The organism is Shimia sp. R11_0 (genome assembly GCF_017744035.1).
GTDB lineage: Bacteria > Pseudomonadota > Alphaproteobacteria > Rhodobacterales > Rhodobacteraceae > Shimia > Shimia marina.
In genome coordinates this window covers 153,704-178,177 of the sequence record NZ_JAGHQY010000001.1, presented here as the reverse complement: position 1 = coordinate 178,177, position 24,474 = coordinate 153,704, and the positions used below count along the sequence as shown (strand labels likewise).

The 24,474-nt window shown below is 57.6% G+C and carries 21 protein-coding genes; 16 read left to right on the top strand and 5 right to left on the bottom strand.

Going from position 1 to position 24,474, the window contains the following annotated elements; all coding sequences use genetic code 11:
• Nucleotides 1–78 precede the first annotated feature (78 nt).
• The 5 genes from J7382_RS00770 (at nucleotide 79) to J7382_RS00750 (ending at nucleotide 5,415) form a co-directional block, all read left to right on the top strand.
• Nucleotides 79–2,586, top strand: a complete 2,508-nt coding sequence (locus tag J7382_RS00770) for a calcium-binding protein (protein WP_209066453.1) — start codon at nucleotides 79–81, stop codon at nucleotides 2,584–2,586.
• A gap of 253 nt (nucleotides 2,587–2,839) precedes the next feature.
• Nucleotides 2,840–3,478, top strand: a complete 639-nt coding sequence (locus J7382_RS00765; protein WP_209066451.1) for a lysophospholipid acyltransferase family protein — start codon at nucleotides 2,840–2,842, stop codon at nucleotides 3,476–3,478.
• The gene (locus tag J7382_RS00760; RefSeq protein WP_247744768.1) at nucleotides 3,475–4,428 is read left to right on the top strand and encodes a phosphatidate cytidylyltransferase; all 954 of its coding nucleotides are present in this window, start codon (nucleotides 3,475–3,477) and stop codon (nucleotides 4,426–4,428) included. The genes J7382_RS00765 and J7382_RS00760 overlap by 4 nt, the downstream gene beginning before the upstream one ends.
• Nucleotides 4,425–4,793 carry a hypothetical protein gene (locus J7382_RS00755; RefSeq protein ID WP_209066449.1) on the top strand — a complete coding sequence of 123 codons (369 nt, stop codon included), beginning with the start codon at nucleotides 4,425–4,427 and terminating at the stop codon, nucleotides 4,791–4,793. The genes J7382_RS00760 and J7382_RS00755 overlap by 4 nt, the downstream gene beginning before the upstream one ends.
• Complete coding sequence (locus tag J7382_RS00750) at nucleotides 4,786–5,415, top strand: CDP-alcohol phosphatidyltransferase family protein (protein ID WP_209066448.1); 630 nt, start codon at nucleotides 4,786–4,788, stop codon at nucleotides 5,413–5,415. The genes J7382_RS00755 and J7382_RS00750 overlap by 8 nt, the downstream gene beginning before the upstream one ends.
• A 65-nt stretch (nucleotides 5,416–5,480) precedes the next feature.
• Here the strand turns inward: J7382_RS00750 and dnaJ are convergent, their stop codons facing one another.
• Entirely contained in the window at nucleotides 5,481–6,632 is a 1,152-nt protein-coding gene (gene dnaJ / locus J7382_RS00745) for a molecular chaperone DnaJ (protein WP_209066447.1), read from the bottom strand.
• A gap of 80 nt (nucleotides 6,633–6,712) precedes the next feature.
• Complete coding sequence (dnaK, locus tag J7382_RS00740; protein WP_209066446.1) at nucleotides 6,713–8,632, bottom strand: molecular chaperone DnaK; 1,920 nt, start codon at nucleotides 8,630–8,632, stop codon at nucleotides 6,713–6,715.
• Nucleotides 8,633–8,825: 193 nt separating this feature from the next.
• On the opposite strand from dnaK, the gene J7382_RS00735 reads away from it, so the two are divergent.
• On the top strand, nucleotides 8,826–9,452 hold the full coding sequence (locus tag J7382_RS00735) for an alpha-ketoglutarate-dependent dioxygenase AlkB (RefSeq protein WP_209066445.1): 627 nt from the start codon (nucleotides 8,826–8,828) through the stop codon (nucleotides 9,450–9,452).
• A 35-nt stretch (nucleotides 9,453–9,487) separates the two neighbouring features.
• Here the strand turns inward: J7382_RS00735 and J7382_RS00730 are convergent, their stop codons facing one another.
• Both J7382_RS00730 and J7382_RS00725 read right to left on the bottom strand, forming a co-directional pair.
• Nucleotides 9,488–10,066, bottom strand: a complete 579-nt coding sequence (locus J7382_RS00730; RefSeq protein ID WP_209066444.1) for an SH3 domain-containing protein — start codon at nucleotides 10,064–10,066, stop codon at nucleotides 9,488–9,490.
• Nucleotides 10,063–10,884: an ABC transporter permease gene (locus J7382_RS00725; protein ID WP_209066443.1), complete on the bottom strand. Its 822-nt coding sequence runs from the start codon at nucleotides 10,882–10,884 to the stop codon at nucleotides 10,063–10,065. Before J7382_RS00725 ends, J7382_RS00730 begins: the two co-directional genes overlap by 4 nt.
• A gap of 116 nt (nucleotides 10,885–11,000) precedes the next feature.
• On the opposite strand from J7382_RS00725, the gene cysQ reads away from it, so the two are divergent.
• The 4 genes from cysQ to J7382_RS00705 are packed head-to-tail and all read left to right on the top strand — an operon-like array spanning nucleotide 11,001 to nucleotide 14,915.
• Entirely contained in the window at nucleotides 11,001–11,798 is a 798-nt protein-coding gene (gene cysQ / locus J7382_RS00720; RefSeq protein WP_209066442.1) for a 3'(2'),5'-bisphosphate nucleotidase CysQ, read from the top strand.
• Nucleotides 11,798–12,598, top strand: coding sequence for a manno-octulosonate cytidylyltransferase (locus J7382_RS00715; RefSeq protein WP_058238856.1), 801 nt, complete (start codon nucleotides 11,798–11,800; stop codon nucleotides 12,596–12,598). The genes cysQ and J7382_RS00715 overlap by 1 nt, the downstream gene beginning before the upstream one ends.
• The gene (locus tag J7382_RS00710; protein WP_209066441.1) at nucleotides 12,595–13,893 is read left to right on the top strand and encodes a glycosyltransferase; all 1,299 of its coding nucleotides are present in this window, start codon (nucleotides 12,595–12,597) and stop codon (nucleotides 13,891–13,893) included. Before J7382_RS00715 ends, J7382_RS00710 begins: the two co-directional genes overlap by 4 nt.
• Nucleotides 13,890–14,915, top strand: coding sequence for an SDR family NAD(P)-dependent oxidoreductase (locus J7382_RS00705; RefSeq protein WP_209066440.1), 1,026 nt, complete (start codon nucleotides 13,890–13,892; stop codon nucleotides 14,913–14,915). Before J7382_RS00710 ends, J7382_RS00705 begins: the two co-directional genes overlap by 4 nt.
• A gap of 37 nt (nucleotides 14,916–14,952) precedes the next feature.
• On the opposite strand, the gene J7382_RS00700 is transcribed toward J7382_RS00705, so the two are convergent.
• Nucleotides 14,953–16,839 (bottom strand): nucleoside-diphosphate sugar epimerase/dehydratase, encoded by a 1,887-nt coding sequence (locus tag J7382_RS00700; RefSeq protein ID WP_209066439.1) that lies wholly within the window; start codon nucleotides 16,837–16,839, stop codon nucleotides 14,953–14,955.
• Between the two features lie 440 nt (nucleotides 16,840–17,279).
• On the opposite strand from J7382_RS00700, the gene J7382_RS00695 reads away from it, so the two are divergent.
• The 6 genes from J7382_RS00695 (at nucleotide 17,280) to J7382_RS00670 (ending at nucleotide 24,473) form a co-directional block, all read left to right on the top strand.
• Nucleotides 17,280–18,353: a polysaccharide biosynthesis/export family protein gene (locus J7382_RS00695; RefSeq protein WP_209066438.1), complete on the top strand. Its 1,074-nt coding sequence runs from the start codon at nucleotides 17,280–17,282 to the stop codon at nucleotides 18,351–18,353.
• A gap of 199 nt (nucleotides 18,354–18,552) precedes the next feature.
• Nucleotides 18,553–19,446, top strand: a complete 894-nt coding sequence (gene galU / locus J7382_RS00690) for a UTP--glucose-1-phosphate uridylyltransferase GalU (protein WP_209066437.1) — start codon at nucleotides 18,553–18,555, stop codon at nucleotides 19,444–19,446.
• Between the two features lie 32 nt (nucleotides 19,447–19,478).
• Complete coding sequence (gene galE, locus J7382_RS00685; RefSeq protein ID WP_209066435.1) at nucleotides 19,479–20,462, top strand: UDP-glucose 4-epimerase GalE; 984 nt, start codon at nucleotides 19,479–19,481, stop codon at nucleotides 20,460–20,462.
• A 46-nt stretch (nucleotides 20,463–20,508) separates the two neighbouring features.
• Nucleotides 20,509–21,717, top strand: a complete 1,209-nt coding sequence (locus J7382_RS00680; RefSeq protein WP_209066433.1) for a glycosyltransferase family 1 protein — start codon at nucleotides 20,509–20,511, stop codon at nucleotides 21,715–21,717.
• 51 nt (nucleotides 21,718–21,768) lie between these two features.
• Nucleotides 21,769–22,779, top strand: a complete 1,011-nt coding sequence (locus J7382_RS00675; protein ID WP_348539984.1) for a glycosyltransferase family 2 protein — start codon at nucleotides 21,769–21,771, stop codon at nucleotides 22,777–22,779.
• Nucleotides 22,776–24,473, top strand: a complete 1,698-nt coding sequence (locus tag J7382_RS00670) for a beta-1,6-N-acetylglucosaminyltransferase (RefSeq protein ID WP_209066432.1) — start codon at nucleotides 22,776–22,778, stop codon at nucleotides 24,471–24,473. The genes J7382_RS00675 and J7382_RS00670 overlap by 4 nt, the downstream gene beginning before the upstream one ends.
• The last annotated feature ends 1 nt before the right edge of the window (nucleotide 24,474 follow it).

Here is a 24,474-nt window from a genome sequence, read left to right as displayed (position 1 = left end):
ATAACGGTTGAGTCACAGCAGCCCAAAGAAAAGTCTACAACAAAGCGTAATTTGATTTCAGGAGAGGACGATCGTCACATGGACCATCATTCAGGCCACACCAATCACCACCTGCGCCACAATTATGATTTCAACAATACAGAGCTTTCTGTGTCGGGCGCCGATCAAGACGAAGTTCTTGTCGATGGTTCTCAGAATGATGTGCTGTCGGGGGGCGCGGGCAATGATCACCTTGGAACCTATCTGGGCGCGGATGTGCTTGATGGCGGGGAAGGCAATGACATTTTGGAGTCGCGTTCGGACGCAGGTGAACCCATCCCGGCACAGGGGATCGCTGCGCGGGGCACTTTACAGGGCGATGAGGATGCTGAGGGGCGGGTGCATGGCTACTTCCTGCCCACACAGACCAATGACACGCTGACCGGTGGCGATGGGGCGGATCTGTTCTACTTCCGTGGCGATATTGATGCGCGGCTCAACATTGTGGAGAAACACACACGGGCCAGCGGCGTGATCAACTGGAAAGGGGTCACCGGTGAAAACGACAACACGCATGATCACTGGGTGGAATCGATTGGCGATGACATCATCACCGATTTCAATGCCGCCGAGGGAGACCGCATCACCATCGAAGCCCATACGGTGGCTGTGGCATTCACGCAGATTGATGCGGATGGAGATGGTCAGGTGGACGACACGCTGATCACCCTGACCAGCGATCAGGGCGGCACCGCCGCAGATCCCAATGGTGCCCATGATCAGGATGCTCTGGGCACGATCACGGTTTTGAATGCCGATGCTGATGTGGTCGCGGCGCACACCACAACCCATGCGCATGCCTTGCATGGTGATGCGCACACGCTGGCAGAATTCGTGGCCTCCAACTCTGTGGCGCAGGGGCTGGCGGTGAATGTCAGCGGTGGATCCGCAGAGGATCGCATTCTGGGCGGTATCACCGATGACACGATCAATGGTGGCGGTGGCCATGACACGCTGGCCGGAGCAGGCGGCGATGATGTGATTTCCGGCGATGATGGAAATGATCTGATTGATGGCGGCAGCGGCAATGACACGTTGCTGGGTGGCTATGGGCGCGATCAGATATCTGGCGGGGCCGGGCAGGATGAGATCAGCGGTGGCGGGGATCACGATGTGCTCAGCGGCGGCTCGGGCAGCGATCTTCTGGCTGGCGAGGGTGGCAACGACACGCTGGATGGCGGTAGCGGCAGCGACACGCTGAGCGGCGGCCACGGCCAAGATCAGATCGAGGGCGGGAATGGCCGGGATGCTATTCTTGGCGGTGGCGATCATGATCTGCTGAGCGGAGGCTCTGGTTCTGATCGCATTGATGGCGAGAATGGCAATGACACGATCCTTGGCGGCACAGGTTCAGATGTTCTGAGCGGTGGACAAGGGCGCGATGTCATTTCAGGTGGCAATGGCCGGGATGCCATATCTGGCGGCGGCGATCATGACGCTCTGAGCGGTGGCTCTGGCAATGATACGATTGCCGGGGATAACGGCAATGACAGCATTGATGGGGGCACAGGCTCAGATGTGTTGACCGGTGGCTACGGGCGCGATCAGATCGCTGGTGGCTCTGGTCATGACACAATTGATGGCGGAGATGACCATGACATCCTGTCTGGTGGAATAGGCCGTGACCAAATCAATGGTGGTAATGGCAACGATGTGATTGACGGTGGCACAAATGCCGATGTCCTGACCGGCGGCCATGGCCGTGATCAGATCGACGGCGGCGATGGCAATGACCAGATCGATGGCGGTGGAGACCATGACCTCATGAGAGGCGGCAATGGACACGACCAAATGAATGGTGAGGCGGGCAACGACACGATTGATGGCGGTGCTGGCAATGATGTTCTGACCGGAGGCCATGGTCGAGATCAGATCCGCGATGGCGGCGGCAATGATCTTTTGGATGGCGGCGGCGATCATGACCTGTTGTCGTCCTTTCTCGGGGCGGACACGCTCTTGGGCGGCGATGGTAATGACCGTTTGGAGTCCCGCTCGGATGCAGGCGAGCCTGTGCCTGCCCAGACCGGCGATGCGGATGATCGCGTCAATCAGGATTTCAATCCCAGTGGCACGGATGATGTCATGACCGGGGGAATGGGGGCGGATACCTTCTATTTCCGGCTCGACATCAATGCCCGCGAAGAGATTGCCGCGTTGCACACCGATGACACTGGGCGCATCCACTGGCATGGCGTGGCCGGAGAGAATGACAACGTGCATGATCACTGGGTTGAAGGCATCGGCAATGATGTGATCACCGACTTTGACGCGCGCAATGACACAATTCTGATTGAAGGTCATACGGTTGCTGCGAGCTTCGCTTTGATTGACGCAGACAATGATGGCGATGTGGATGACACCCTCATCACTCTGATCAGCGATCAGGGGGGCACTGTCGCTAATCCCAATGGGGCCCATGATCAAGATTTCCTTGGCACCATCACCGTGTTGAATGGGGCTTTGGAGGCGGGCGATGTGACCGTTGATGCCGGCGTGCACTACGGTGCCTTTGATACGCTTGCTGAGTTGCAGGACGGCTGGATGTAGGGGGCGCCCCTCAATATTTGGCATTCTGGTGCTGTTTTGGAGTAAGATAATGGGCCTTCATGGGCCCATTTTCGCGTTTAGAGGACGGATGTAGATCCCAGCGGTCCCCACTGAGATTTCACGCCAAGGCCCAACTATCTGTGACACCAAAACCTAACTCAATGTTATTTTGATGGACGTGAGTATAATGCTTTAAAGGTGTCTGAGGCTGTGACAGTGTGCGGCCGAGAAACACAATGAAATTTGCTGAGCCTTGAAAAATTTACTTTCCAGACTGACCGCTGGTGCCATTGTCCTGTTTGCACAGATCGTGACTGCGTTCCGGGCCATTTGGGACGGGGTTGATCCTGTCCCTGTGCAACGCGTTTATTATGCAAATCACACCAGCAATGGTGACTTTGTGCTGATCTGGGCCGCGTTGCCGCTGCGCCTGCGCCAACAGACGCGCCCGGTGGCCGGGAGCGATTATTGGCTGTCTTCCAAGCTGAAGCGTTTCATTGGCCGGGATGTGTTCAACGCGGTGCTGATTGATCGCAATCAGAACACCCGGCAGGAGGATCCTATCGAGCAAATGGCACAGGCGGTCCGGGAGGGCAGTTCTCTGATCCTGTTTCCCGAAGGCACACGCAATGTGAGCGAGGAGGATCTTCTGCCGTTTAAGCCGGGGATTTTCCATCTTGCCAACAGCTGCCCGGATGTGGATTTCGTGCCGGTCTGGATTGAAAACCTCAACCATGTGATGCCCAAGGGCGAAATTTTGCCGCTGCCGTTGCTGTGTACGGTGCGCTTTGGGGCCGCGCTGCGGCGTCATGAGGGGGAAGAAAAGGCCCAATTTCTGGAGCGCAGCCGCGCCGCGCTTCTGGCACTGAAAGATCAGGAGGCGCCATCATGACCATGACCGCACCATTTGAATTTCTGCTGCTGCTTTGCGGCGTGCTCTGCGTGCTGATCCTTGCCTCCACCGTGGCCTATGTGCTGCGCCAGCGGCAGGGGCCTGAGGTGGTGAACCCGGTGATTGAAAACCTGCAGGCCCGGATCAATGCCTGGTGGGCCATGGTGGCGCTTTTGTCACTGGCGATGCTGTTCGGGCGTGCTGGTGCGGTGATCCTGTTTGCGCTGCTGTCCTTTGCCGCGATGCGGGAGTTTTTGACCCTAACCAGCAAGTCACGCGCCGATCATTATGCGCTGGCGGTGTCGTTTTTTGTGGTGCTGCCGGTGCAGTATTATCTGATCTGGATTGATTGGTATGGGCTCTATTCGATTTTCATCCCGGTCTATGCCTTCCTGTTTCTGCCGATCATTTCAGTCCTGCGGGGGGAGACGGATCAGTTCTTGTCTCGGGTGTCTGAAACTCAATGGGGTTTGATGATCTGTGTGTTTGCCGCCAGCCATGTGCCTGCGTTGTTGTCTCTGAACATTCCGGGGTTTGAGGGGCGTTCGATCCTGTTGATCGCCTTTCTGGTGGTTGTCGTGCAGGGATCGGATGTATTGCAATATGTGTTTGGGAAGCTGTTTGGGCGGCGCAAGATTGCGCCAAGCCTGTCGCCCTCCAAAACCTGGGAAGGGTTTCTGGGCGGCGTGATCTCTGCCAGCCTTCTGGGGGCGACGCTTTATTGGATGACGCCCTTTGCGCCCTGGCAGGCGTTTTTGATCGCCTTCGTGATCACCATCATGGGCTTCTTTGGCGGTTTGGTCATGTCGGCCATCAAGCGTGACAAAGGGGTGAAAGACTGGGGCCATCTAATCGCCGGGCACGGTGGTTTTGTGGATCGGCTTGATTCCGTTGTTTTTTCTGCGCCGATCTTCTTCCATATCGTGCGCTATTTCTGGTCAACCGTATGAGCATTTTACAAAACAAAGCCCTGCATTCCGTAAGTGGGTTTCTGGTGATGGGCGGATGGGCTGTCTTTGCCAATCGCCATCACGGAGTTTCGCAAGCACTGCTGGCTGGTGTGGTTCAAGGCGCGATCACGGCCGTCATCACGCTGTTGCTGAAGCGCATTGTGGAGGAGGTGTTTGTGCGAACCAGCGGATGGGTTCGGTTTGTTCTGCCAGCGGCCTTGGCCTTTCTGGTCTCTGTTGTCGTGCTCACGGTTTTGCACAAGATGGCAGGTACGCCCGAACTGCTGATGACCCTTGTGGTGCCCAATACGGTCTCCACGCTCTATGCCCTTCTTTATACAATCACATTGAGCCGCCATGCCTGATCGTCGTCCCATTGCCAGCCGCAATTCTAAAATCGCGGGGCAGATCGCCCGGATGTTGTCTGTGCGGGGTGTGTCGCCCAATCTGATTTCTCAGGCCTCAATGGTGTTTGCTGCCCTCGCTGGCACAAGCTTTGCGCTTACTGCAATCACCGACGGCGGCTGGCAGGTGGCTTGTCTGATCGCGGCGGCGCTTGGCTGTCAGATGCGGCTGTTGTGCAATCTGTTTGACGGCATGGTGGCCGTTGAAGGGGGGCATGGGCAGCCGGATGGCCCGTTCTGGAATGAAGCACCTGACCGTGTTTCGGACACGGTGATTTTTGTGGGGCTGGGCATTGGCGCAGGGCTTCCTGCGTTGGGGTGGGCCGCAGCGGCGCTGGCGATTGGCACCGCCTATCTGCGCGAATTGGGCAGTGCGCAGGGGCTGGCAGCGGATTTTTGCGGGCCCATGGCCAAGCCGCAGCGTATGGCGGTGATCACCGGTGCAGCGCTGTTGGACATTGCGGCAGGAGGGCTTTGGGATCTGTCGATCCTGCCGGTGACCCTGTGGGCTGTTGCTGGGGGCACGGCGATTACTGTGGTGCGGCGCAGTTACAATATGATTGCGGCGCTCCAAGCGCGGTGACGCCAAGAAAAATGGGCCCAGATGGGCCCATTTCAACATAGATAACAAAGGGTGGACTGGGTTGCTTAGCCCTTCATGCTGTCCCAGAAGCCTTTGACAGAGCTGAAGAAGCTGCTGCTTTCAGGGTTGTTTTCCTCGGACAGATCTTCGAACTCGCGCAGGATCTCTTTCTGACGGCTGGTGAGATTGACCGGGGTTTCCACCGCCAGTTCGATCATCATGTCACCTTGTCCACCGCCGCGCAGGGCGGGCATGCCCTTGGAGCGCAGGCGCATCTGGCGGCCAGATTGTGAGCCTGCAGGGATCTTCACGCGGGAACGGCCACCGTCGATGGTGGGCACTTCGATGTCCCCGCCAAGCGCGGCGCTCGCCATGGAGACGGGCACGCGGCAGTAGAGGTTCACGCCGTCACGCTCAAAGATCTTATGCGGGCTGACTTCGATGAAGATGTAGAGATCACCGGATGGGCCACCGCGCATGCCCGCTTCGCCTTCGCCAGCGAGTCGGATGCGGGTGCCGGTTTCCACCCCGGCGGGAATGTTCACCGAGAGGGCCCGATCTTTTTCGATCCGGCCCTGACCGCCACATTTCTTACAGGGGTTTTTGATGATCTGACCAAGGCCCGAGCAGGTCGGACAGGTGCGTTCCACCGTGAAGAAGCCCTGCTGCGCGCGCACCTTGCCCATGCCCGAACAGGTTGGGCAGGTTGTGGGCTCGGCCCCACCTTCGGCCCCGGATCCATCACAGCTGTCACAGCCGACGGAGGTGGGGACATTGATGGTTTTCTGCAGGCCGGAGAACGCTTCTTCCAGCGTCACACGCAGGTTGTAGCGCAGGTCGGCCCCGCGAGAGGCACGTTGACGACCGCCGCCGCCGCGGCCACCGCCGCCCATGAAGTCGCCAAACAGGTCGTCAAAGACATCGGAAAACGCAGAGGCAAAATCACCTTGACCGGGATGACCACCGCGCGGGCCACCGCCGCCCATACCGCCCTCAAAGGCCGCGTGTCCAAAGCGGTCATAGGCCGCTTTCTTCTCCGCATCCTTGAGGATTTCATAAGCTTCGTTGGCCTCTTTGAACTGGCCCTCTGCTTCGGGGTTGTCCGCATTGCGGTCGGGGTGCAGCTCTTTGGCCTTCTTGCGATAGGCTTTTTTGATTTCGTCCGCCGAAGCCCCTTTGCTGACGCCAAGCACCTCGTAGAAGTCACGTTTTGCCATGGGTTACTCCTTTGGTCGGAATGAAAAGGGCCGATCCGGAAAGCGGACCGGCCCGATTTTCAACTCCGGGAGCGCTGTGATCAGCGCTTGTTGTCGTCCAGATCTTCGAAGTCGGCGTCAACGATATCATCGTCAGCGGCCGGGCCTTCGTCCATGTCAGGCATGTCTGCGCCACCGGCCTCATCCTGGCTGGCTTTGTAGATCGCTTCGCCCAGACGCATCGCCACTTCCATGACGTTCTGGATGCCGGACTTCAGCTTCTCAGCTGTGATATCGTCTTTTTCCAGATCGTCTTTCAGCGCGGCCACGGCCAGCTCGATCGCCTCAACAGTGGATGGATCCACCTTTTCGCCGTGCTCTGCCACCTGTTTTTCGGTGTCATGCACGAGGCTTTCGGCCTGGTTGCGCGCTTCGATCAGCTCGCGACGCTCTTTGTCGGCCTCGGCGTTCTCTTCGGCGTCCTGAACCATCTTCTCGATGTCCGCATCAGACAGACCACCGGAAGCTTGGATGGTGATCTTCTGCTCTTTGCCGGTGCCTTTGTCCGCCGCGCCCACAGACACGATGCCGTTGGCGTCGATGTCAAAGGTCACTTCGATTTGTGGCATGCCGCGTGGCGCCGGTGGGATATCTTCGAGGTTGAATTGGCCGAGGATCTTGTTGTCCGCCGCCATCTCACGCTCACCCTGGAAGACGCGGATCGTCACAGCGTTCTGATTGTCTTCGGCTGTGGAGAAGATCTGAGACTTCTTGGTTGGGATGGTGGTGTTGCGGTCGATCAGACGGGTGAACACGCCGCCGAGGGTTTCAATACCCAGAGACAGTGGGGTCACGTCCAGCAGAACAACGTCTTTCACGTCGCCTTGCAGAACACCGGCCTGAATGGCGGCACCCATGGCCACAACTTCGTCAGGGTTCACACCTTTGTGTGGCTCCTTGCCGAAGAATTTGGTCACCTCTGCGATCACCTTTGGCATACGGGTCATACCACCCACGAGAACAACTTCGTCGATCTCGTTGGCGGACAGGCCCGCGTCTTTCAGCGCGGCGGCACAAGGCTTGAGCGAGGCTTTGATCAGGTCATTCACCAGGCTTTCCAGCTTGGCACGGGTCAGTTTGATAACCATGTGCAGCGGGGTGCCGGTGGCCGGATCCATAGAGATAAACGGCTGGTTGATCTCGGTTTGGGAAGAGGAGGACAGCTCGATCTTGGCTTTCTCTGCCGCTTCTTTCAGACGTTGCAGCGCCATTTTGTCTTTGGTCAGGTCGACCTTGTGCTCTTTTTTGAACTCATCCGCGAGGTAGTTCACGATGCGCATGTCGAAGTCTTCACCACCGAGGAAGGTGTCACCGTTGGTGGATTTCACTTCAAACAGGCCGTCGTCGATTTCTAGGATGGTCACGTCGAAGGTACCGCCGCCAAGGTCATAGACCGCGATGGTTTGAGTGTCTTCTTTGTCCAGACCATAGGCCAGCGCGGCTGCGGTTGGTTCGTTGATGATGCGCAGCACTTCGAGGCCCGCGATCTTGCCCGCGTCTTTGGTCGCCTGACGCTGTGCGTCGTTGAAATACGCAGGAACGGTGATCACGGCCTGTGTCACGTCTTCGCCGAGGTAGCTCTCAGCGGTTTCTTTCATCTTGCCGAGGATGAAAGCGGAGATCTGGGATGGGGAGTATTTCTCACCCTTGGCTTCGACCCAAGCGTCACCATTGCCGCCGTTGATCACGGAGAATGGCATGTTTTTGAGGTCTTTGGACAGCGCTGCGTCATCCTTGCGACGACCGATCAGACGCTTCACACCAAAGATGGTGTTTTCTGGGTTGGTGACGGCCTGGCGTTTTGCCGGCTGGCCCACAAGGCGCTCGTCATCGGTCAGCGCGACGATGGACGGCGTGGTGCGCGCGCCTTCGGCGTTTTCGATGACTTTTGGCTGAGAGCCATCCATGATGGCAACACAGGAGTTGGTTGTACCGAGATCGATACCAATCACTTTGCTCATTTTTGATCCCTTCTACTTAAGGCGATAATTCAAGGCAGGACCCGTTATGGCGCCCACGCCCCGATCCATTGGGCACATCAGCGGTGAGCTGAAATGCGCTTCGCAGCGTATATAGGGAGCATGAAAAAAGCCTGCAAGCTTCTCGGTTGGGGGATTGTGGCGGATTCGCTACATTTTATGAGGCATTTTATTGATGGGGGCCGGGAAACTGACGGAAGCGTTAAAAATTGCGGGTTTTGAGATCTTCAAAGGCTGTCTGAGCAGCGCGGATCAGCGCGCCTGGGTGGCGGATCTGCGTGCGGTGGCGCAGGTCGCGCCGATGCGACATCCGGTGACTCGCAGTGGCAAGCAGATGAGCGTGAAAATGACCAGCGCCGGGCGTCTTGGCTGGATCAGCGACCGGCGGGGTTATCGCTATGAGCCGCACCATCCTGATGGCATGGGGTGGCCCCCGATCCCGGCGCGGATTTTGAGCCTCTGGCAGGAACTCACGGGGCTTGCGCGACAGCCGGATTGTTGTCTGATCAATTTTTACGGCGAGGGCGCGCGTATGGGACTGCATCAGGATCGGGATGAGGGGGATTTTTCTTATCCGGTTCTCTCGGTCTCGCTGGGGGATGATGGTCTGTTCCGCATGGGAAGTGTGGAACGCGGCGGCAAGACGCAGTCGGTTTGGCTCAATTCCGGGGATGTGGTGTTGATGGGTGGCGCGGCGCGGCTGGCCTATCACGGGGTGGACCGGATCCGCTTCAAATCTTCGTCGCTTCTGCCAGAGGGCGGCCGGATCAACATCACACTCAGAGTGGCGGAGCCGAGCTGAGGTCAGTTACTGTTGCGGGGATCTTTTGGAGCGCGTCACGGGGCGATGCTGCAACAGCCTGACAGCAGCGCAGATGTGCCATCTCTGTTCAGAAGCAGATCCGCCTCCAGGCCAAACAGGCGGTCTGACATGCCATCAGAGCATTCCGCCCGTTTGATCATGGCAAGGGTTGGTCCAAATTGCAGGGCGAAGCGGTCGGTGAGGTTCGCGCTGCGAATGCGTTTCCCCAAATCTGAGGTCTGGTGGTGCTCGTCCGGAGAGGTGTAGCGGAGCGGCTGACCTTCGCTGAGCTTTGCAGACCAAAAGGGCTCCGTGCCAAAGCAGTGCAGGGCTTTGCCCGGGTTTGCGCTGCGTGTGAGGTAGCGTGCAGAGACCCAGCCATGTCCCTCCCCGATGTTGATGCGCGCCCATGTGCCGCCGTCATTTTGTGCGGTCACTTCGATGTCACGTGCATCATTGGGCAGGGTGCCAATCTGTGCGGCGCTGGCATTGGGAAGGCGGCGGATGTTGAGCGTGTCATCGACCTCCACACCGACGACGTCATAGAGCGCGGGCAGCGGGTCTGCCCAAAGCGACAGTGGCCAAAGGCAGAGCGCAATGATGATCCGGATCACCGGCGGGCACTCCAGCTGAGGGAGGCGTGTTTGCGGGTGTAAAACTCGCCCATCAGGCCAATCATCAAGAGCACGATCCCCAGGACAATGGGATAGGTAACAGAAGAGTTGCGCGGCACATAGTTGATGAAGGCAAAGCCGCGTGCCTGATCGATGGCGTGAAACAGCGGGTTCCAGTCAAACATCGCCAGCATGAAGGGCGGCAGGGTGTTGGCGACAAACATTTTGCCCGAGGCAATCATATTGGCGCGTGAATAGACCGTGTTGGCGATTTGCACAAAGGTCGGAAACCAGGGTTTGAGCGCCAGAAAGACCGTGCCGATGGCCAGACCGGTGAACCAGGCCACGAGAATCATGCCAAAGGTCGCCATCGGTTGGTCGATCACAAAGGGCGTAAAGGCCACATGGTAGATGAACAGAATGGCAAACAGCGACAGCACCTGAATATAGAGCGTTCCCAGCGCGGCAGACATGATGGCGATGATCGTGTTCATCGGCGCGTGTTTCATCATCGGGGAGGAGGGCCCCTCTGCGCCAACCACGGCCCCCATCGTTTTGGTGTGGGTCATGAAGAGAAAGACGCCGGACATGATGTAAATCATGAAGTCGCCCCGCAGGGCAGCACCACGTAGGTCCAGCACGCTGAACATGACATAAAAGGCCATCACAAAGACAATGGATTGCAGCATGTTCATGACAATGGACATCAGCGCATTGCCATGGGATTTACGCACGCTCCGCACAATCGAGTGGTAGACCAACTCGAAGATGTTGAGCGCAGAAGCAAGAGTCGTTTTGGGAGCGGTTTGCTGAAACATTGCCTATTCTACATGTCTATGTTCAATCCATGGCATGGAAATCTTGCTGTTCCCTTACACAGCGAGCATAAGGGGCGCGTCCCTGTTAGACAACAAACGTCATTTGGAGAAATGATTTGGATTATACAACACTGATCCCCGTTATGCGTGAGCTGGCAATTTTGGCCGGCGAGAAGATCATGGAAATTTACGAAGCAGATGATTTTGACGTCAAAGTCAAAAGCGATGACAGCCCGGTGACTGCGGCAGATGAGGCGGCGGATGCGCTGATCTCTGCCGGTCTGCGGGCGGCCTTTCCGGATGTGATGCTGGTGACTGAGGAACAATCCGACAGCCACAAGGCCAAAGGTGATACCTTCCTGATCGTGGATCCGCTGGATGGCACCAAAGAATTCATCCACCGCCGCGGCGATTTCACCGTCAACATCGCTTATGTGGAAAATGGTGTGCCGCAGCGCGGTGTGGTCTATGCTCCGGCGCGCAACCGCATGTTCTTCACACAGGAAGACGGTCAGGCGGTTGAGGAAACCGGGATGTTTGACCCCAAGAAAGTGGGCACCATCACGCCGATCAATGTGGCCGACAGCGACAATGCCGCGCTGTTTGTGGTGGCCTCAAAATCTCACCGCGATCAGGCCACCGATGACTACATCAACAAATACAACGTCAAAGACATGAAGAGCGCAGGCAGCTCCCTGAAGTTCTGTCTCGTGGCGACCGGCGAAGCGGATATCTATCCGCGTGTGGGCCGCACCATGGAGTGGGACACTGCTGCGGGTCATGCTGTGTTGCTTGGCGCCGGTGGTCAGGTGGTCCGTTTTGATGATCACAGCCCGCTGGTCTATGGCAAAGAAGACTTCGCCAACCCGTTCTTCATCGCCTATGCGCCAAAAGTGGACCTGAAAGAAGCTTGATGTCTGTCCTGATCGTCATCCCGGCCCGTTATGCCTCGTCCCGTTATCCGGGCAAACCTCTGGCCACCTTGAAAGGCGCCAGCGGCGATGTGAAAAGCCTTGTGCAACGCAGCTGGGAAGCGGCCTGTGCCGTTTCGGGCGTGGACCGGGTGGTTGTGGCCACGGATGATGATCGTATCAAGACAGCCTGCGAAGCCTTTGGCGCAGAGGTGGTGATGACCTCGCCAGAATGCGCCAATGGCACCGAACGCTGTGCCGAGGCCTTTGATGTTCTGGGCGGCGGCTATGACATCGTTGTCAATCTTCAGGGCGACGCGCCTCTGACCCCGGCCTGGTTTGTCGAAGATCTGGTGAGCGGCCTGCGTCAGGACACTGCTGCAGAGGTGGCCACGCCGGTGCTGCGCTGTGATGGCCGCGCGCTGAACGGCTTTCTGGAGGACCGCAAGGCCGGGCGTGTGGGCGGCACCACGGCCGTGTTTACCACCGCGCATCACGCGCTTTATTTCTCCAAAGAGGTGGTGCCTTTCACCTCTGAAACCTATGCGGATGACGATGACACCCCCGTGTTTCACCACGTGGGTGTCTATGCCTATCGCCCTGCGGCGCTGGGCGCTTATGCGGGCTGGAAGGCTGGGCCACTGGAACAGCTTGAAGGGCTGGAACAGCTGCGGTTCATGGAGCACGGGCGACAGGTGCTCTGTGTTGAGGTCGAGGCGCGTGGGCGTCAGTTCTGGGAGCTCAACAACCCTGAGGATGTGCCACGTATTGAGGCCATGATGGCGGAGATGGGCACTCCATGACACCGCCCCCACTCGCACATCCCACGGTCAGTGTGGTGGTGGTGAGTCGGGGACGGCCGGACGCCTTGCGGCGTGCGCTGGTGGGGGTGTCGCAGCTGTCTTACCCTGCGTTTGAAGTGGTGGTTGTCACCGATCAGGAAGGGCAGGCCGCGCTGTCTGCCTTGTCCTTTGCGGACCAGATCAAAGTTGCGCCCTATGAGTTGGCCAATATCTCTGCGGCGCGCAACCGTGGCATTGCCTTGGCTGCTGGCGAGATTGTCGCCTTTCTGGATGACGATGCGGTGCCGGAGACGGGCTGGTTGCAGCATCTTATGGCGCCATTTGCCCGTGCGGATGTGGCGGCAGTAGGTGGGTTTGTGCGCGGGCGCAATGGCATCAGCTTTCAATGGCGCGCCCAAACTGTGGATGGGAGCGGCCAGACGACGCCGCTGGATATTACCGGGTCAGAGGCGGTGGTGCTGACGCCGGAAGGCGGGCGGGGGATCAAAACAGAGGGCACCAATATGGCGGTGCGCCGGTCGGTTTTGGCGGCGCTGGGCGGGTTTGATCCGGCGCTGCATTATTATCTGGACGAGACGGATCTCAATCTGCGGCTGGCGCAGGCCGGTTATAAAACCGCCATCGCGCCTCTGGCAGAGGTGCACCACGGGTTCTCCGCCAATCGCTGGCGCACAGAGGCGCGGGTGCCGCGTGATCTTTCCGAAATTGCCGCGAGCATGGCGGTGTTTCTGGGCAAACATTGCGACGCGGCACAGGTGGAAACGGTCTGGTCGCGGTTTCGGGAGGGGCAGCGGCGGCGCCTTTTAACCCATATGGTTGCGGGGCAGATGATGCCCGGCGATGTGAGGCGGCTGCTGCGCGGTCTGGATCAGGGCTTTGCGGAAGGTCAGGCCCGCATGACGGGGCAGATGCCCGTGATTGGCCCGTCTCCAGAGGCGTTTCGCCCCTTTGCGGCCGAGTCGGGGGCTCAGGTGATCATTGCCGGGCGCTATTGGCGGCGGCGCGCGCTTCTGGCTGCGGCGGCGCAGGCTGTCGCGCAGGGGCAGCGGCCTTCCGTTTTCATTTTTTCGCGCACAGCGCTTTTTCATACTGTGCGCTTTCACCCAAAAGGCTATTGGGTACAGATTGGCGGGCTGTTTGGGCGCTCAGAACGGCGTCAGAAACTGTTCCGCCTCAGCGGGTTTTCCGCACGTCTGAAGCAGGAAGTCGCGCGTATCAGAGCACAGAGATTGCTGACGGAAACTGCGCCAGAAATGGCTGGGTGCGTCACGAAACAGGAAGGTCAAAAGCAATGACACAAGAGCAGCGCACAGCCTTGGTGACAGGCACCGCCGGGTTCATTGGATTTCACACCGCACAGCGGCTGTTGCAGGAGGGTTGGCGTGTGGTCGGTCTGGATGCGATGACCGACTACTATGATGTCACTCTGAAAGAGCGCCGCCACAGCATTCTGAAACAACACGTAGGGTTCACGGCTGTGGAAGACCGGCTTGAGGGCGAGGGCGTGCTGATGGCGCTTTTTGCGGAGCACAGACCGGATGTGGTGATCCATTTGGCGGCGCAGGCCGGGGTGCGGTATTCCATTGATGCGCCGCGTTCCTATGTTGAGGCCAATCTGGTGGGCACCTTTGAATTGCTGGAGGCCGCACGCGCCTATCCGCCGCAGCATATGCTGCTGGCCTCCACCAGCTCGGCTTATGGGGCCAATACGGAGATGCCCTATGCGGAAGTTCATAAGGCCGACAGCCAGATGTCCTTTTATGCCGCGACCAAAAAGGCCAATGAGGTCATGGCGCATTCCTATGCGCATCTTTATCACCTGCCGACCACCATGTTCCGGTTCTTCACGGTTTATGGCCCTTGGGGGCGCCCGGATATGGCGTTGTTCAAATTCACCAAAGCGATTTTGGAAGGTAGTCCGATCGACATCTACAATCACGGCGATATGAGCCGGGATTTCACCTATATTGATGATCTGGTGACCGGGATTGTGAATTTGATTGCGGCGGTGCCGGAGGCATCAGAGGCGCGGGATGTGGTGCGGACGGGGGACAGCCTGAGCCCTGTTGCGCCATGGCGTGTGGTGAATATCGGCAATGGCCAACCGGTGCAGTTGATGGCTTTTGTGAAAGCCATTGAGAGTGCCTTGGGGCAAGAGGCTGAGAAGAACTTCATGGATATGCAACCCGGCGACGTGCCGGCCACATGGGCGGATGCGCAGCTGCTGGAACAGTTGACTGGCACAATCCCTCAGACACCGGTCGAAGAGGGCGTGGCCAGATTTGTGGCCTGGTATCGGGATTACTACGCAGTGTGATCTGACCCACCGACAGATGGGCACGGATGGGCGGGGGTTAACCTTCGCCCACCACGCTGAGTGTCGGTTTATTGACATCAGGATAGGAGACTGCATCCGCCGCGATACAGCGTGTCAGGGTTGCGTTGAGCAGCTCTTCATCGCGGGTGTCGATGGCGCGGCGCAGATCCTGAAGCGCACCTGCGACGGCAAGGCGTGAGATCTGGTTTTCCTGTGCGCGCATGATTTTGGGGTGGGGCGTGGTCAGCATGTCACTGCCAATCAGCAGTTCTTCATGCATTTTCTCGCCTTCCTTCAGGCCCGTGAAGACAATGGCAATGTCACCGTTTGGATTTTGCTCATCACGCACGCTGTGTCCGGCGGCTTCGATCATTTTGCGCGCCATGGCATAGATGGACACCGGCTGGCCCATATCCAGCACAAAGACGTCGCCGCCACGAGAAAACGTACCGGCCAGCAGCACGAGGCGCACGGCCTCATCCACGGTCATGAAATAGCGGGTGACGTCCTTGTTGGTCACCGTCACAGGCCCCATTTCGCGGATCTGTTGTTGAAACAGGGGAATGACAGAGCCTGAGGAGCCCAGCACATTGCCAAAACGGACCATGGAGAATTTGGTGTGTTCCGAGCGTGTGGCGAGATCCTGAATCAAGAGTTCTGCCAGACGTTTGGAGCTGCCCATCATGGAGGTGGGGCGCACGGCCTTGTCGGTGGAGACCAGAATAAACCGCTCTACCCCGGCGCGGCGGGCCTCTTCAGCAACCACGCGTGTGCCGATCACATTGTTACGCACGCCTTCGAACATGTTTTCCTGCACAAGGCCGACATGTTTGTAGGCGGCGGCGTGAAACACCACGTCAATATCATAGGTGGTCAGCGCGTCTGCGACGAGTTCCGGGTGTTCCACAGAGCCCAGAACCGAAGAGAATTTCGTGTTGGGGTGGCTTTCCCGCAGGGATTTTGAGACCTGATAAAGTGCAAACTCGCTGTGATCGAGCAATACCAGTTCCGCTGGTTTACAGCGTGCCAGCTGACGGCAGAGCTCGCCTCCGATTGAGCCACCTGCACCGGTCACCAGAATGCGACGGCCATGGTAGGTCGATTTCGTTTCCGGCAGTTCGTCTTTTACGGCATCCCGGCCCAGCAGGCTGTTGAGCGCGACGGGGGCGGCGGCGGTGGATTCTTCACCGCGCAGCACAATGTCGGCAAAGGAGGGCAGGGCCAGCACTTCACAGCCCAGGCCAGACAGCCGTTTGGCCAGTCGCATCCGCACGGATTGATCCGCCGAAGGCATCGCCAAAATGATGCGCTCAATGCCAATGCGGCGCACCAGCATGGGAATTTTGTTGGGGGAATGCACGCGCAGCCCCAGAATGGTGAGCTTTTGCAGATTGGTGTCATCATCTGCAAAGCAGGCGGCGGCAAATTCATCGTCGGTTTGCAGGGCGGCGGCCAATTGTTGACCAGTCTGTCCGGCCCCATAGATAAGAACGCGGCGACGCATCACCTGTTTGGCATAGGTGCGCTGGACGATTTTCAGCATCACGATCCGGCTGGCGATGGACAGCAGCATGAACAGACCGCCAGCTTGCACCAGCGTATAGGCCTGCATCTGCTGTGCGCCCAACAGCACGCCAAGCGCGAGGCCTGTCAGAACAAAGGCCACCGCCACCATGAACGTGCTGGTGATATCGTCCATCCCGTAGGTGTTCAGTTTGATGCGATTGAGACCCAGAAGATGGATCACACCGCCCGCCACCAGAAGAAGTGGGGGCAGATACCACAGGGCTGTGAGGAAGCTGTGCGATTCGTTGGAGAGGCCGAGAGACAAGAAGAGCGCGACTGCGATCATCATCAGATCAACAGTCAGCAGGACTAGAGCTTTGCGCTCATGAGAGAGCGTAGTTAATAATTTGTAAAACATAATCTTTTCTCACCCAGACAACGCCGGAATGGCAAAACCAGTTACTATCTGCGCTCTAAAACAACGGGCATTCTTGCCCAGGAGACCTAACAGTGAAATCGAAGAATGCTCAGTTCATGAGCACGGTCATCTGGGCATATGTTAGCGCAGGCACAATTCTATTAAAATCAGTTTTTAAATGCTTTCCAGTTCTTGGTATAGGAAACGTAGATGTTGGTTAACGTGGCGCAGGGTCCTGCGTATTTTTATAATGTGATTGAGTGTTTTATAGTCGATTTTTGAAATTTAACACAGTTTGGGGCCGTCATGTGGTTAATTGCGCACGGTCCCGGAAGAAATTTTTGGGGGACAGTTGCTGATGCCGGGTGCGCGCAACTACAAACTTATTACACCAACGAGGCAGATTTGACATGCGGGTTCGATTGACTTGGATAGTAGCGGTGCTTGCACTTGCGAGCGTTACGGCCTGCTCTTTGCCGCGCGGTGGGCCGATTGCCTCTGAGATTGTGGGTGATCAGAAAGTCCCCGAAGATATTATGGTGCAGCCGGTCACGCGGGCCTCTGTGGCACAGATTTCCAAATGGCCGAAGTCTGGCTGGCATGGGCATTACCACTGGTTTGCGCGCACGCCCGGTCCTCAGAGCCGGCTGATCAAACCCGGTGATCAGGTCACGCTGACGGTGTGGGACAATCAGGACAACTCGCTTTTGCTGGGTCCGACGGATCGGTCGGTGCCGCTGCGCCCTGTTGAGGTGACCGATGCCGGGACGATTTTTGTGCCTTACGTGAATGACATCATGGTGGCCGGGCTGACGCCCTATCAGGCCCGTGAGAAAATTCAGGGCCAATTGTCGCCGATTGCGCCCTCTGCTCAGGTGCAGATTGACGTGACCAGCGGCCCTCAGAACTCCGTTGATGTGGTCACAGGTGTGGCCCAGCCGGGGCGTCTGCAGCTGACGGATCGGAATGTGTCGATTCTGTCGGTGATTGCGCAGGTCGGTGGCGTTCAGGACAGTGTGGAAAACCCGCTGGTGCGCCTGCAGCGCAATGGCAAGTCTTATGAAATACCGCTCGACAGCCTTTTGAAGGACCCACAGAAAAATGTGATCGTTAACGGCGGTGATCAGATCATCGTCGAAGAAGACGAACGCTATTACATCGCGTTTGGCGCCACGTTGCAGGAACAGCAGGTCTACTTCAATGAAGAGACCATCACGGCAACCGAAGCTGTGGCCCAACTTGGTGGATTGGATCCTCAAAGGGCGAACCCGCAGGGAGTGTTCGTTCTGCGGCGCTATGATCAGGACGCGATTCGCAGCGATGGGACTGGCCCCAAGCAGTCGCATGTGATCTTTGCGCTCGACCTGACGCAGGCAGACAGCTTGTTTGGCGCAAGCAAATTTGAGATTCAGCCCGGCGATATCGTGGTGGCCAGTGAATCTGCGGTCAAACCGGCGCAGGCTGTGATCGCACTGGTTGGATCACTGTTCGCGATTTCCAATGCCTTCAACTGATCAATGCAGCGGAAGTTTGCCTAGGGAATGCCCAGCAAGGATGGAGAATGTGCAGTCTTGTCAAATTCTTCATCCGGCGCATGTGGTATTTGAAAAGCGATCATGGTATCGCGCTAGTGTGAATTTGATTTAGAGTATTTGCCTTCATTCTTTGTAAGTTGATGGTACAAGCGTTGAAAAAATTGAAAGAGAGCTGCGCATGCAACGAAAGGTGACCAAAGCCATTTTTCCGGTTGCTGGGATGGGAACAAGGTTCTTGCCTGCCACCAAATCGGTGCCGAAGGAAATCATGACATTGGTGGATCGCCCGTTGATCCAATACGCGATTGATGAGGCCCGTGAGGCCGGGATCACCGAGTTTATTTTTGTCACGTCGCGGGGCAAAAGCGCGCTGGAAGATTACTTCGATCACGCGCCTCAGCTTGAGCAGACATTGCGCGAAAAGGGTAAGACGGCCCTGTTGGAAGAGCTGGAAGCCACCAACATGGAAAGCGGCACCATTGCTTATATCCGTCAACACCGTGCGCTTGGCCTTGGCCATGCTGTGGCCTGTGCCAGCCGTCTGGTGGCGGATGAGCCTTTTGCCGTGATTCTCCCGGATGACGTGATCGCCGGTGAACCCGGCTGTCTGAAGCAGATGGTGGATGCCTATCAGGATACTGGCGGCTGTATGGTCGCAGCGATGGAAGTGCCGCATGAGAAGGCCTCATCTTACGGGGTACTGGATGTGCAGGAAGACATGGGTGCGTTGGTCTCGGTAAAGGGTATGGTCGAGAAGCCACCCGCAGGCGAGGCGCCCTCCAATCTGGCGGTAATTGGCCGTTACATCCTGACGCCGGATATCTTCCAGAACCTCGCGGATCAGCGCGAAGGCGCAGGTGGCGAAATTCAGCTGACTGATGCGATTGCGACCGAGATTGCCAAAGATCAGGGCGTATATGGCTATCGCTTCCAGGGGCAGCGGTACGATTGCGGCTCCAAAGCGGGCTTCTTGCAGGCGACCGTGGCCTTTGGCCTGGCGCGTGATGAGCTGCGTGATGAGCTGTCCACCTATCTTGAAGAGCTGGTCGCCTCGCGACGGGCCGCTGAATAAGCGCCAGACGCAACCCATTAGGAGAGACCAACGTGCAACACGTGATTGTCACCGGCGGCGCTGGCTATATTGGCTCGCATGCCTGCAAGGCGCTGGCCAAGGCCGGGTTTGTGCCGGTTACCTATGATAACCTTGTCACGGGCTGGGAAGATGCGGTCAAATTTGGCCCGTTTGAGAAAGGCGATCTGCTGGATCGCGCCCGTCTGGATGAGGTCTTTGCCAAATATGATCCCATCGCCGTGATGCATTTTGCGGCCTTGTCGCAAGTGGGCGAAAGCATGAAAGAGCCGGGCAAATACTGGCTCAACAATGTGGGTGGCTCGCTCAACCTGATCGAAGCGACGGTGGATGCGGGGGTGCGCAATTTTGTGTTTTCCTCCACCTGTGCCACCTATGGCGACCATGACAATGTGACCCTTGATGAAGAGGTCGAGCAGCTGCCGATCAACGCCTATGGCGCGTCCAAACGGGCGATTGAGGATATGCTGCGCGATTTTGAAGGGGCGAGCGGCCTGCAGTCGGTGATCTTCCGCTACTTCAATGTGGCGGGCGGAGATCCAGACGCAGAGGTGGGTGAGTTCCACCGGCCGGAAACCCATCTGATTCCTCTGATGCTGGATGCGATTGATGGCAAACGCGACGCGCTGACCATTTTTGGCACGGATTACGACACGCCTGATGGCACCTGTATTCGTGACTATGTGCATGTCTGCGATCTGGTGGATGCGCATGTGTTGGGCCTGGAGCGTCTGCTGAATGGTGGTGGCAGTCGGATTTTCAATCTCGGCACTGGCACCGGTTTCTCTGTGCGTGAAGTGATTGATCAGTCCCGGGCGGTCACCAACCGCGAGGTTCCCTATAATGAGGGCGATCGTCGGCCCGGTGATTGTACCAAACTGGTCTCAGGCTCGACACGGGCGAGTAAAGAGCTAGGGTGGGAGCCAAAGCGCTCAACTATGGACCTGATGATTGCCGATGCATGGAAGTGGCATCAGAACGGGCACTACGACAAGTAGGCCCGACGCCCTTACCGAAAATCCCCCAACGGCCCGTCTGTTGGAAATGACCCGCGTCCTTGCTTTGCAGGGACGCCGCCCCTCTGGCGTGGACCGGGTCTGTCTCGCCTATCTGCGCGCCATTGTGGCGGATGAGCTGCCCTGCTTTGGTCTGGTGCGCACGTGGCTGGGCTATATCCTGCTTGATCGCAAGGGCATGCAGGCGGTGCTGGCCTGTTTGGAGGGGGAGGCGCCCTGGCCTGCACCGGATCTCCTCTCCCGACTGCGCCACGGTGCGGGGGATCGGCGACAGGTCACAGACACACTGGTGCGACGCCATGCAATCGCCCGCGCGCGTCCTCGGTTCCTAAAGTATATCTTACGGCGGCACCTGCCTGCGGGGGTGGCCTATATCAATGTGGATCAAACCCAGCTGACAGATCGTGTGCTCGCGGCGGTAAAATCCGTGCCTGAGGCGCGCGTGACGGTGTTTTTGCATGACACCATCCCGCTGGACCACCCGCATTACCAGACGCCTGAGGCTGTGGATAAGCTGGCCGCGATCCTGCGGCGGTGCAGCGCTCAGGCGGATCAGATCCTGACCAACTCAGAGGCTTCTGCGGCCGGCATTCGCAAACATATGGCCAAGCTGGGACCGGTGCCGCCGATCACGGTGGCGCATCTTGGCTTGGAGGCAGATTTTTTCGATTTTGTGGACAATGCGCAGGGGCTGGAGATTGCGGCGCCTTACTTTGTCTGCATTGGCACGATTGAGCCGCGCAAGAATATCCCTTTTCTGCTCTCGCTCTGGGAGCAGATGGCGCGCAGCGCAGACCCGGAGAAAATGCCTCGACTGGTGATTTGTGGGCGACGTGGATGGGAAAGCCAGCGGGTGCTGGATCGTTTGGACAATACCCCGCTGCGCGGGAAATTTGTATTGGAATTCAATGAGCTTAGTGATTCGGCGTTGGCGGCGACGCTGGCCGGATCGCAGGGGCTTTTGTTTCCCAGCCGCGCGGAAGGTTTTGGTTTGCCCCCGCTGGAGGCCGCTGCACTGGGGATTCCGGTGGTTTCCGATAACCTTCCGGTTATGCAGGAAGTTCTTGCGGATTATCCCATTTACGCAAGCGTTTCAGATGTTTATTCATGGGAAACAATCGTTTGGTCTCTGGTCGCGGCGGATCCCGCCGCAGGGTCAACGGATCCTGATCTGCGCAAGCCTGTGTGCCCTCCGACGTGGGAGGCCCATTTCAACGCGGTCTTAAGGGTCACGTGATACCTCTTTGGTCCGGAGCCTTTGGGGATACAAGAAGGTCAAGGACACCAGGTGAGCGCGTTGCAATCATATCGGCTTCGGGTCAGACGCCGCTATCGGCTTGCGCGGGCGATCCGCAAGCGCCGTGAGCTGCGCAATATGGTCGACCGCACCGGTCAGATCAGATCCAGCGATCTTCTGGTGTTTTCCACACTGCGTAACGAGCTGATCCGGCTGCCTTATTTTCTGGAGTATTACCGCAACAAGGGCATCAATCATTTCCTGATTGTGGACAACGATAGTGATGATGGTTCGCTTGAGTATCTGATGGAACAGCCGGATGTGTCGGTCTGGCACACCCGCAAAAGCTACAAGCGCTCTAAGTTTGGGGTGGATTGGCTCAATTGGCTGCAATTTCGCTATGGGCACAATCACTGGTGTCTGGTGGTCGATCCGGATGAGTTCTTCATCTATCCCTTCTGTGACACGCGCCCGATCCGCGCGTTGACGGACTGGCTGGATGCCAGTTCGATCAAATCGTTCAGTGCGATGCTGTTGGACATGTATCCACGGGGCCCGATCACGGAACAGCCTTATCAATCCGGGCAGGATCCGCTTGAGATTGCCTGTTGGTTTGACGCGGGCAACTATACGGCCACGAAGAACCCGGTTTATGGCAACCTGTGGATTCAGGGCGGGCCACGCTCTCGGGTGTTCTTTCCCAATGAGCCGGAGCTTGCACCCGCACTCAATAAGATCCCGCTGGTGAAATGGAACCGGCGATATTGCTATGCCAGCTCGACGCATATGTTGTTGCCGCGGGGGCTCAATCAGGTCTTTGATGAATGGGGCGGTGAGAAAGCCTCCGGCCTTCTGCTGCATGCCAAGTTTCTGGATACGTTCACCGCCAAGGCAGAAGAAGAGTTACAGCGCAACGAGCATTACTCGGCCAGCGTGGAATATAAGGCCTATGCCGAACACCTGCGCCACAGCCCGGAACTGTGGTGTAAATGGAGCGAAAAATACATCAACTGGCGTCAGCTTGAGATTCTGGGCCTGATGTCCAAGGGGAACTGGGCATGAGTGTCGGGATCCTGATGCTGGTGCACACGGCCTTTGGGCGGGCTGAACAGGTGGCGCGCCACTGGGTGGCCTACGGCTGTCCTGTGGTGATCCATGTGGACGCCACGGTGAAGTCCAAGCAATACAAGAAATTTGTACGCGCTTTGGCGGATGTGCCCGACGTGCGCTTCTGCAAGCGGCACAAATGTGAATGGGGCGGATGGGGGCTTGTGGCCGCCTCACAATCCGCAGGAGAGATGATGTTGGCGGACTTCCCGGAGGTGCGCCATGTCTACCTGTCCTCAGGCTCCTGTCTGCCACTGCGCCCGGTGCAGGAATTGAAAGATTATCTTGCCGCCCGCCCGCGCACGGATTTCATTGAGAGCGCGACCACGGCAGATGTGCCCTGGACAGTGGGCGGATTGGATCATGAACGCTTCACGCTGCATTTTCCCTTCTCTTGGAAGCGGCACCGCTATCTCTTTGACAAATGGGTCGACATTCAGCGGTTTCTGCGGGTCAAGCGGCGCATTCCCAATGGGATCGTGCCGCATATGGGCAGCCAGTGGTGGTGTCTGACACGCCAAACCCTTTCCGCGATCCTCCAAGACCCTGAGCGAGAGAGTTTTGATGCGTTTTTCAAGCGCGTGTGGATTCCCGATGAAAGCTATTTTCAAACGCTGGCGCGGGTGTATTCCAGCAATATCGAAAGTCGCTCCCTGACGCTCAGCAAGTTTGATTTTCAGGGCAAGCCCCATATTTTCTATGACGATCACCTGCAGTTGCTGCGGCGATCCGATTGTTTTGTGGCGCGCAAGATCTGGCCCCATGCCAATAAGCTGTACAATGGCTTCCTGCGCAGCCCCGAAGGGGCCATCAAGATGAGCGAGCCCAATCCGGCCAAGATCGACCGGATCTTTGCCAAGGCGGTAGAGCGGCGCACCAAGGGGCGCACGGGCCTCTATATGCAAAGCCGGCACCCCAATGAAGGTTGGGAAAACGGCATGACCTTTGGGCGCTATTCCGTGTTTCACGGCTTTGCTGAGCTGTTTGAGGATTTCGAACCCTGGCTGTCGCGGGCCACGGGGGCACGGGTGCATGGCCATCTGTTTGCACCGGAGCGCGCGGAGTTTGAAGGGGGGCAGCGGGTGATCAATGGCGCGCTGAGCGATGCGCCCAAGAACCGGGATTACAATTCGATTGCTTTTCTCACCAATCTGATCTGGAACACGCGTGGTGAGCGTCAGTGCTTTCAGGTTGGGCCGCGCGATGAAGGGGCGCCGGTGTGGTTTTTCGCAAAAGATCCCAATGCGCAGGTGTCGGTGATCAGCGGTGCCTGGGCGATTCCCCTGTTCAAATCCAACCTCAATTTTGCGGATATTCGTAAAGAGGCGGCGCGGCTTCAAAAGCTGGAGAATGATCAGCTCTTTGCCCTGCGCAGCCCCTATGCCAAGGCGCGGGTGCGTATCTGGACCTTGGCGGAATTCATTGAATCGCCGATGGAACCCTTGCAGACCATCATTGATGAGATCGGCCCGGATAAGGCCCGCCGACTGGGCGAGGCGCCGCGCATGACGGATTTGACCGGCTTTGGGCAGTTTCTACAGAATTTGAAAAATCAGGGGATGCATCCCTATTTGATGGGAGATTTTCCTGTGTCTCATGGTGAGACCGATCAGAAAAAACCACCCCGCAAACCTTATTTGGTGCAGTAAT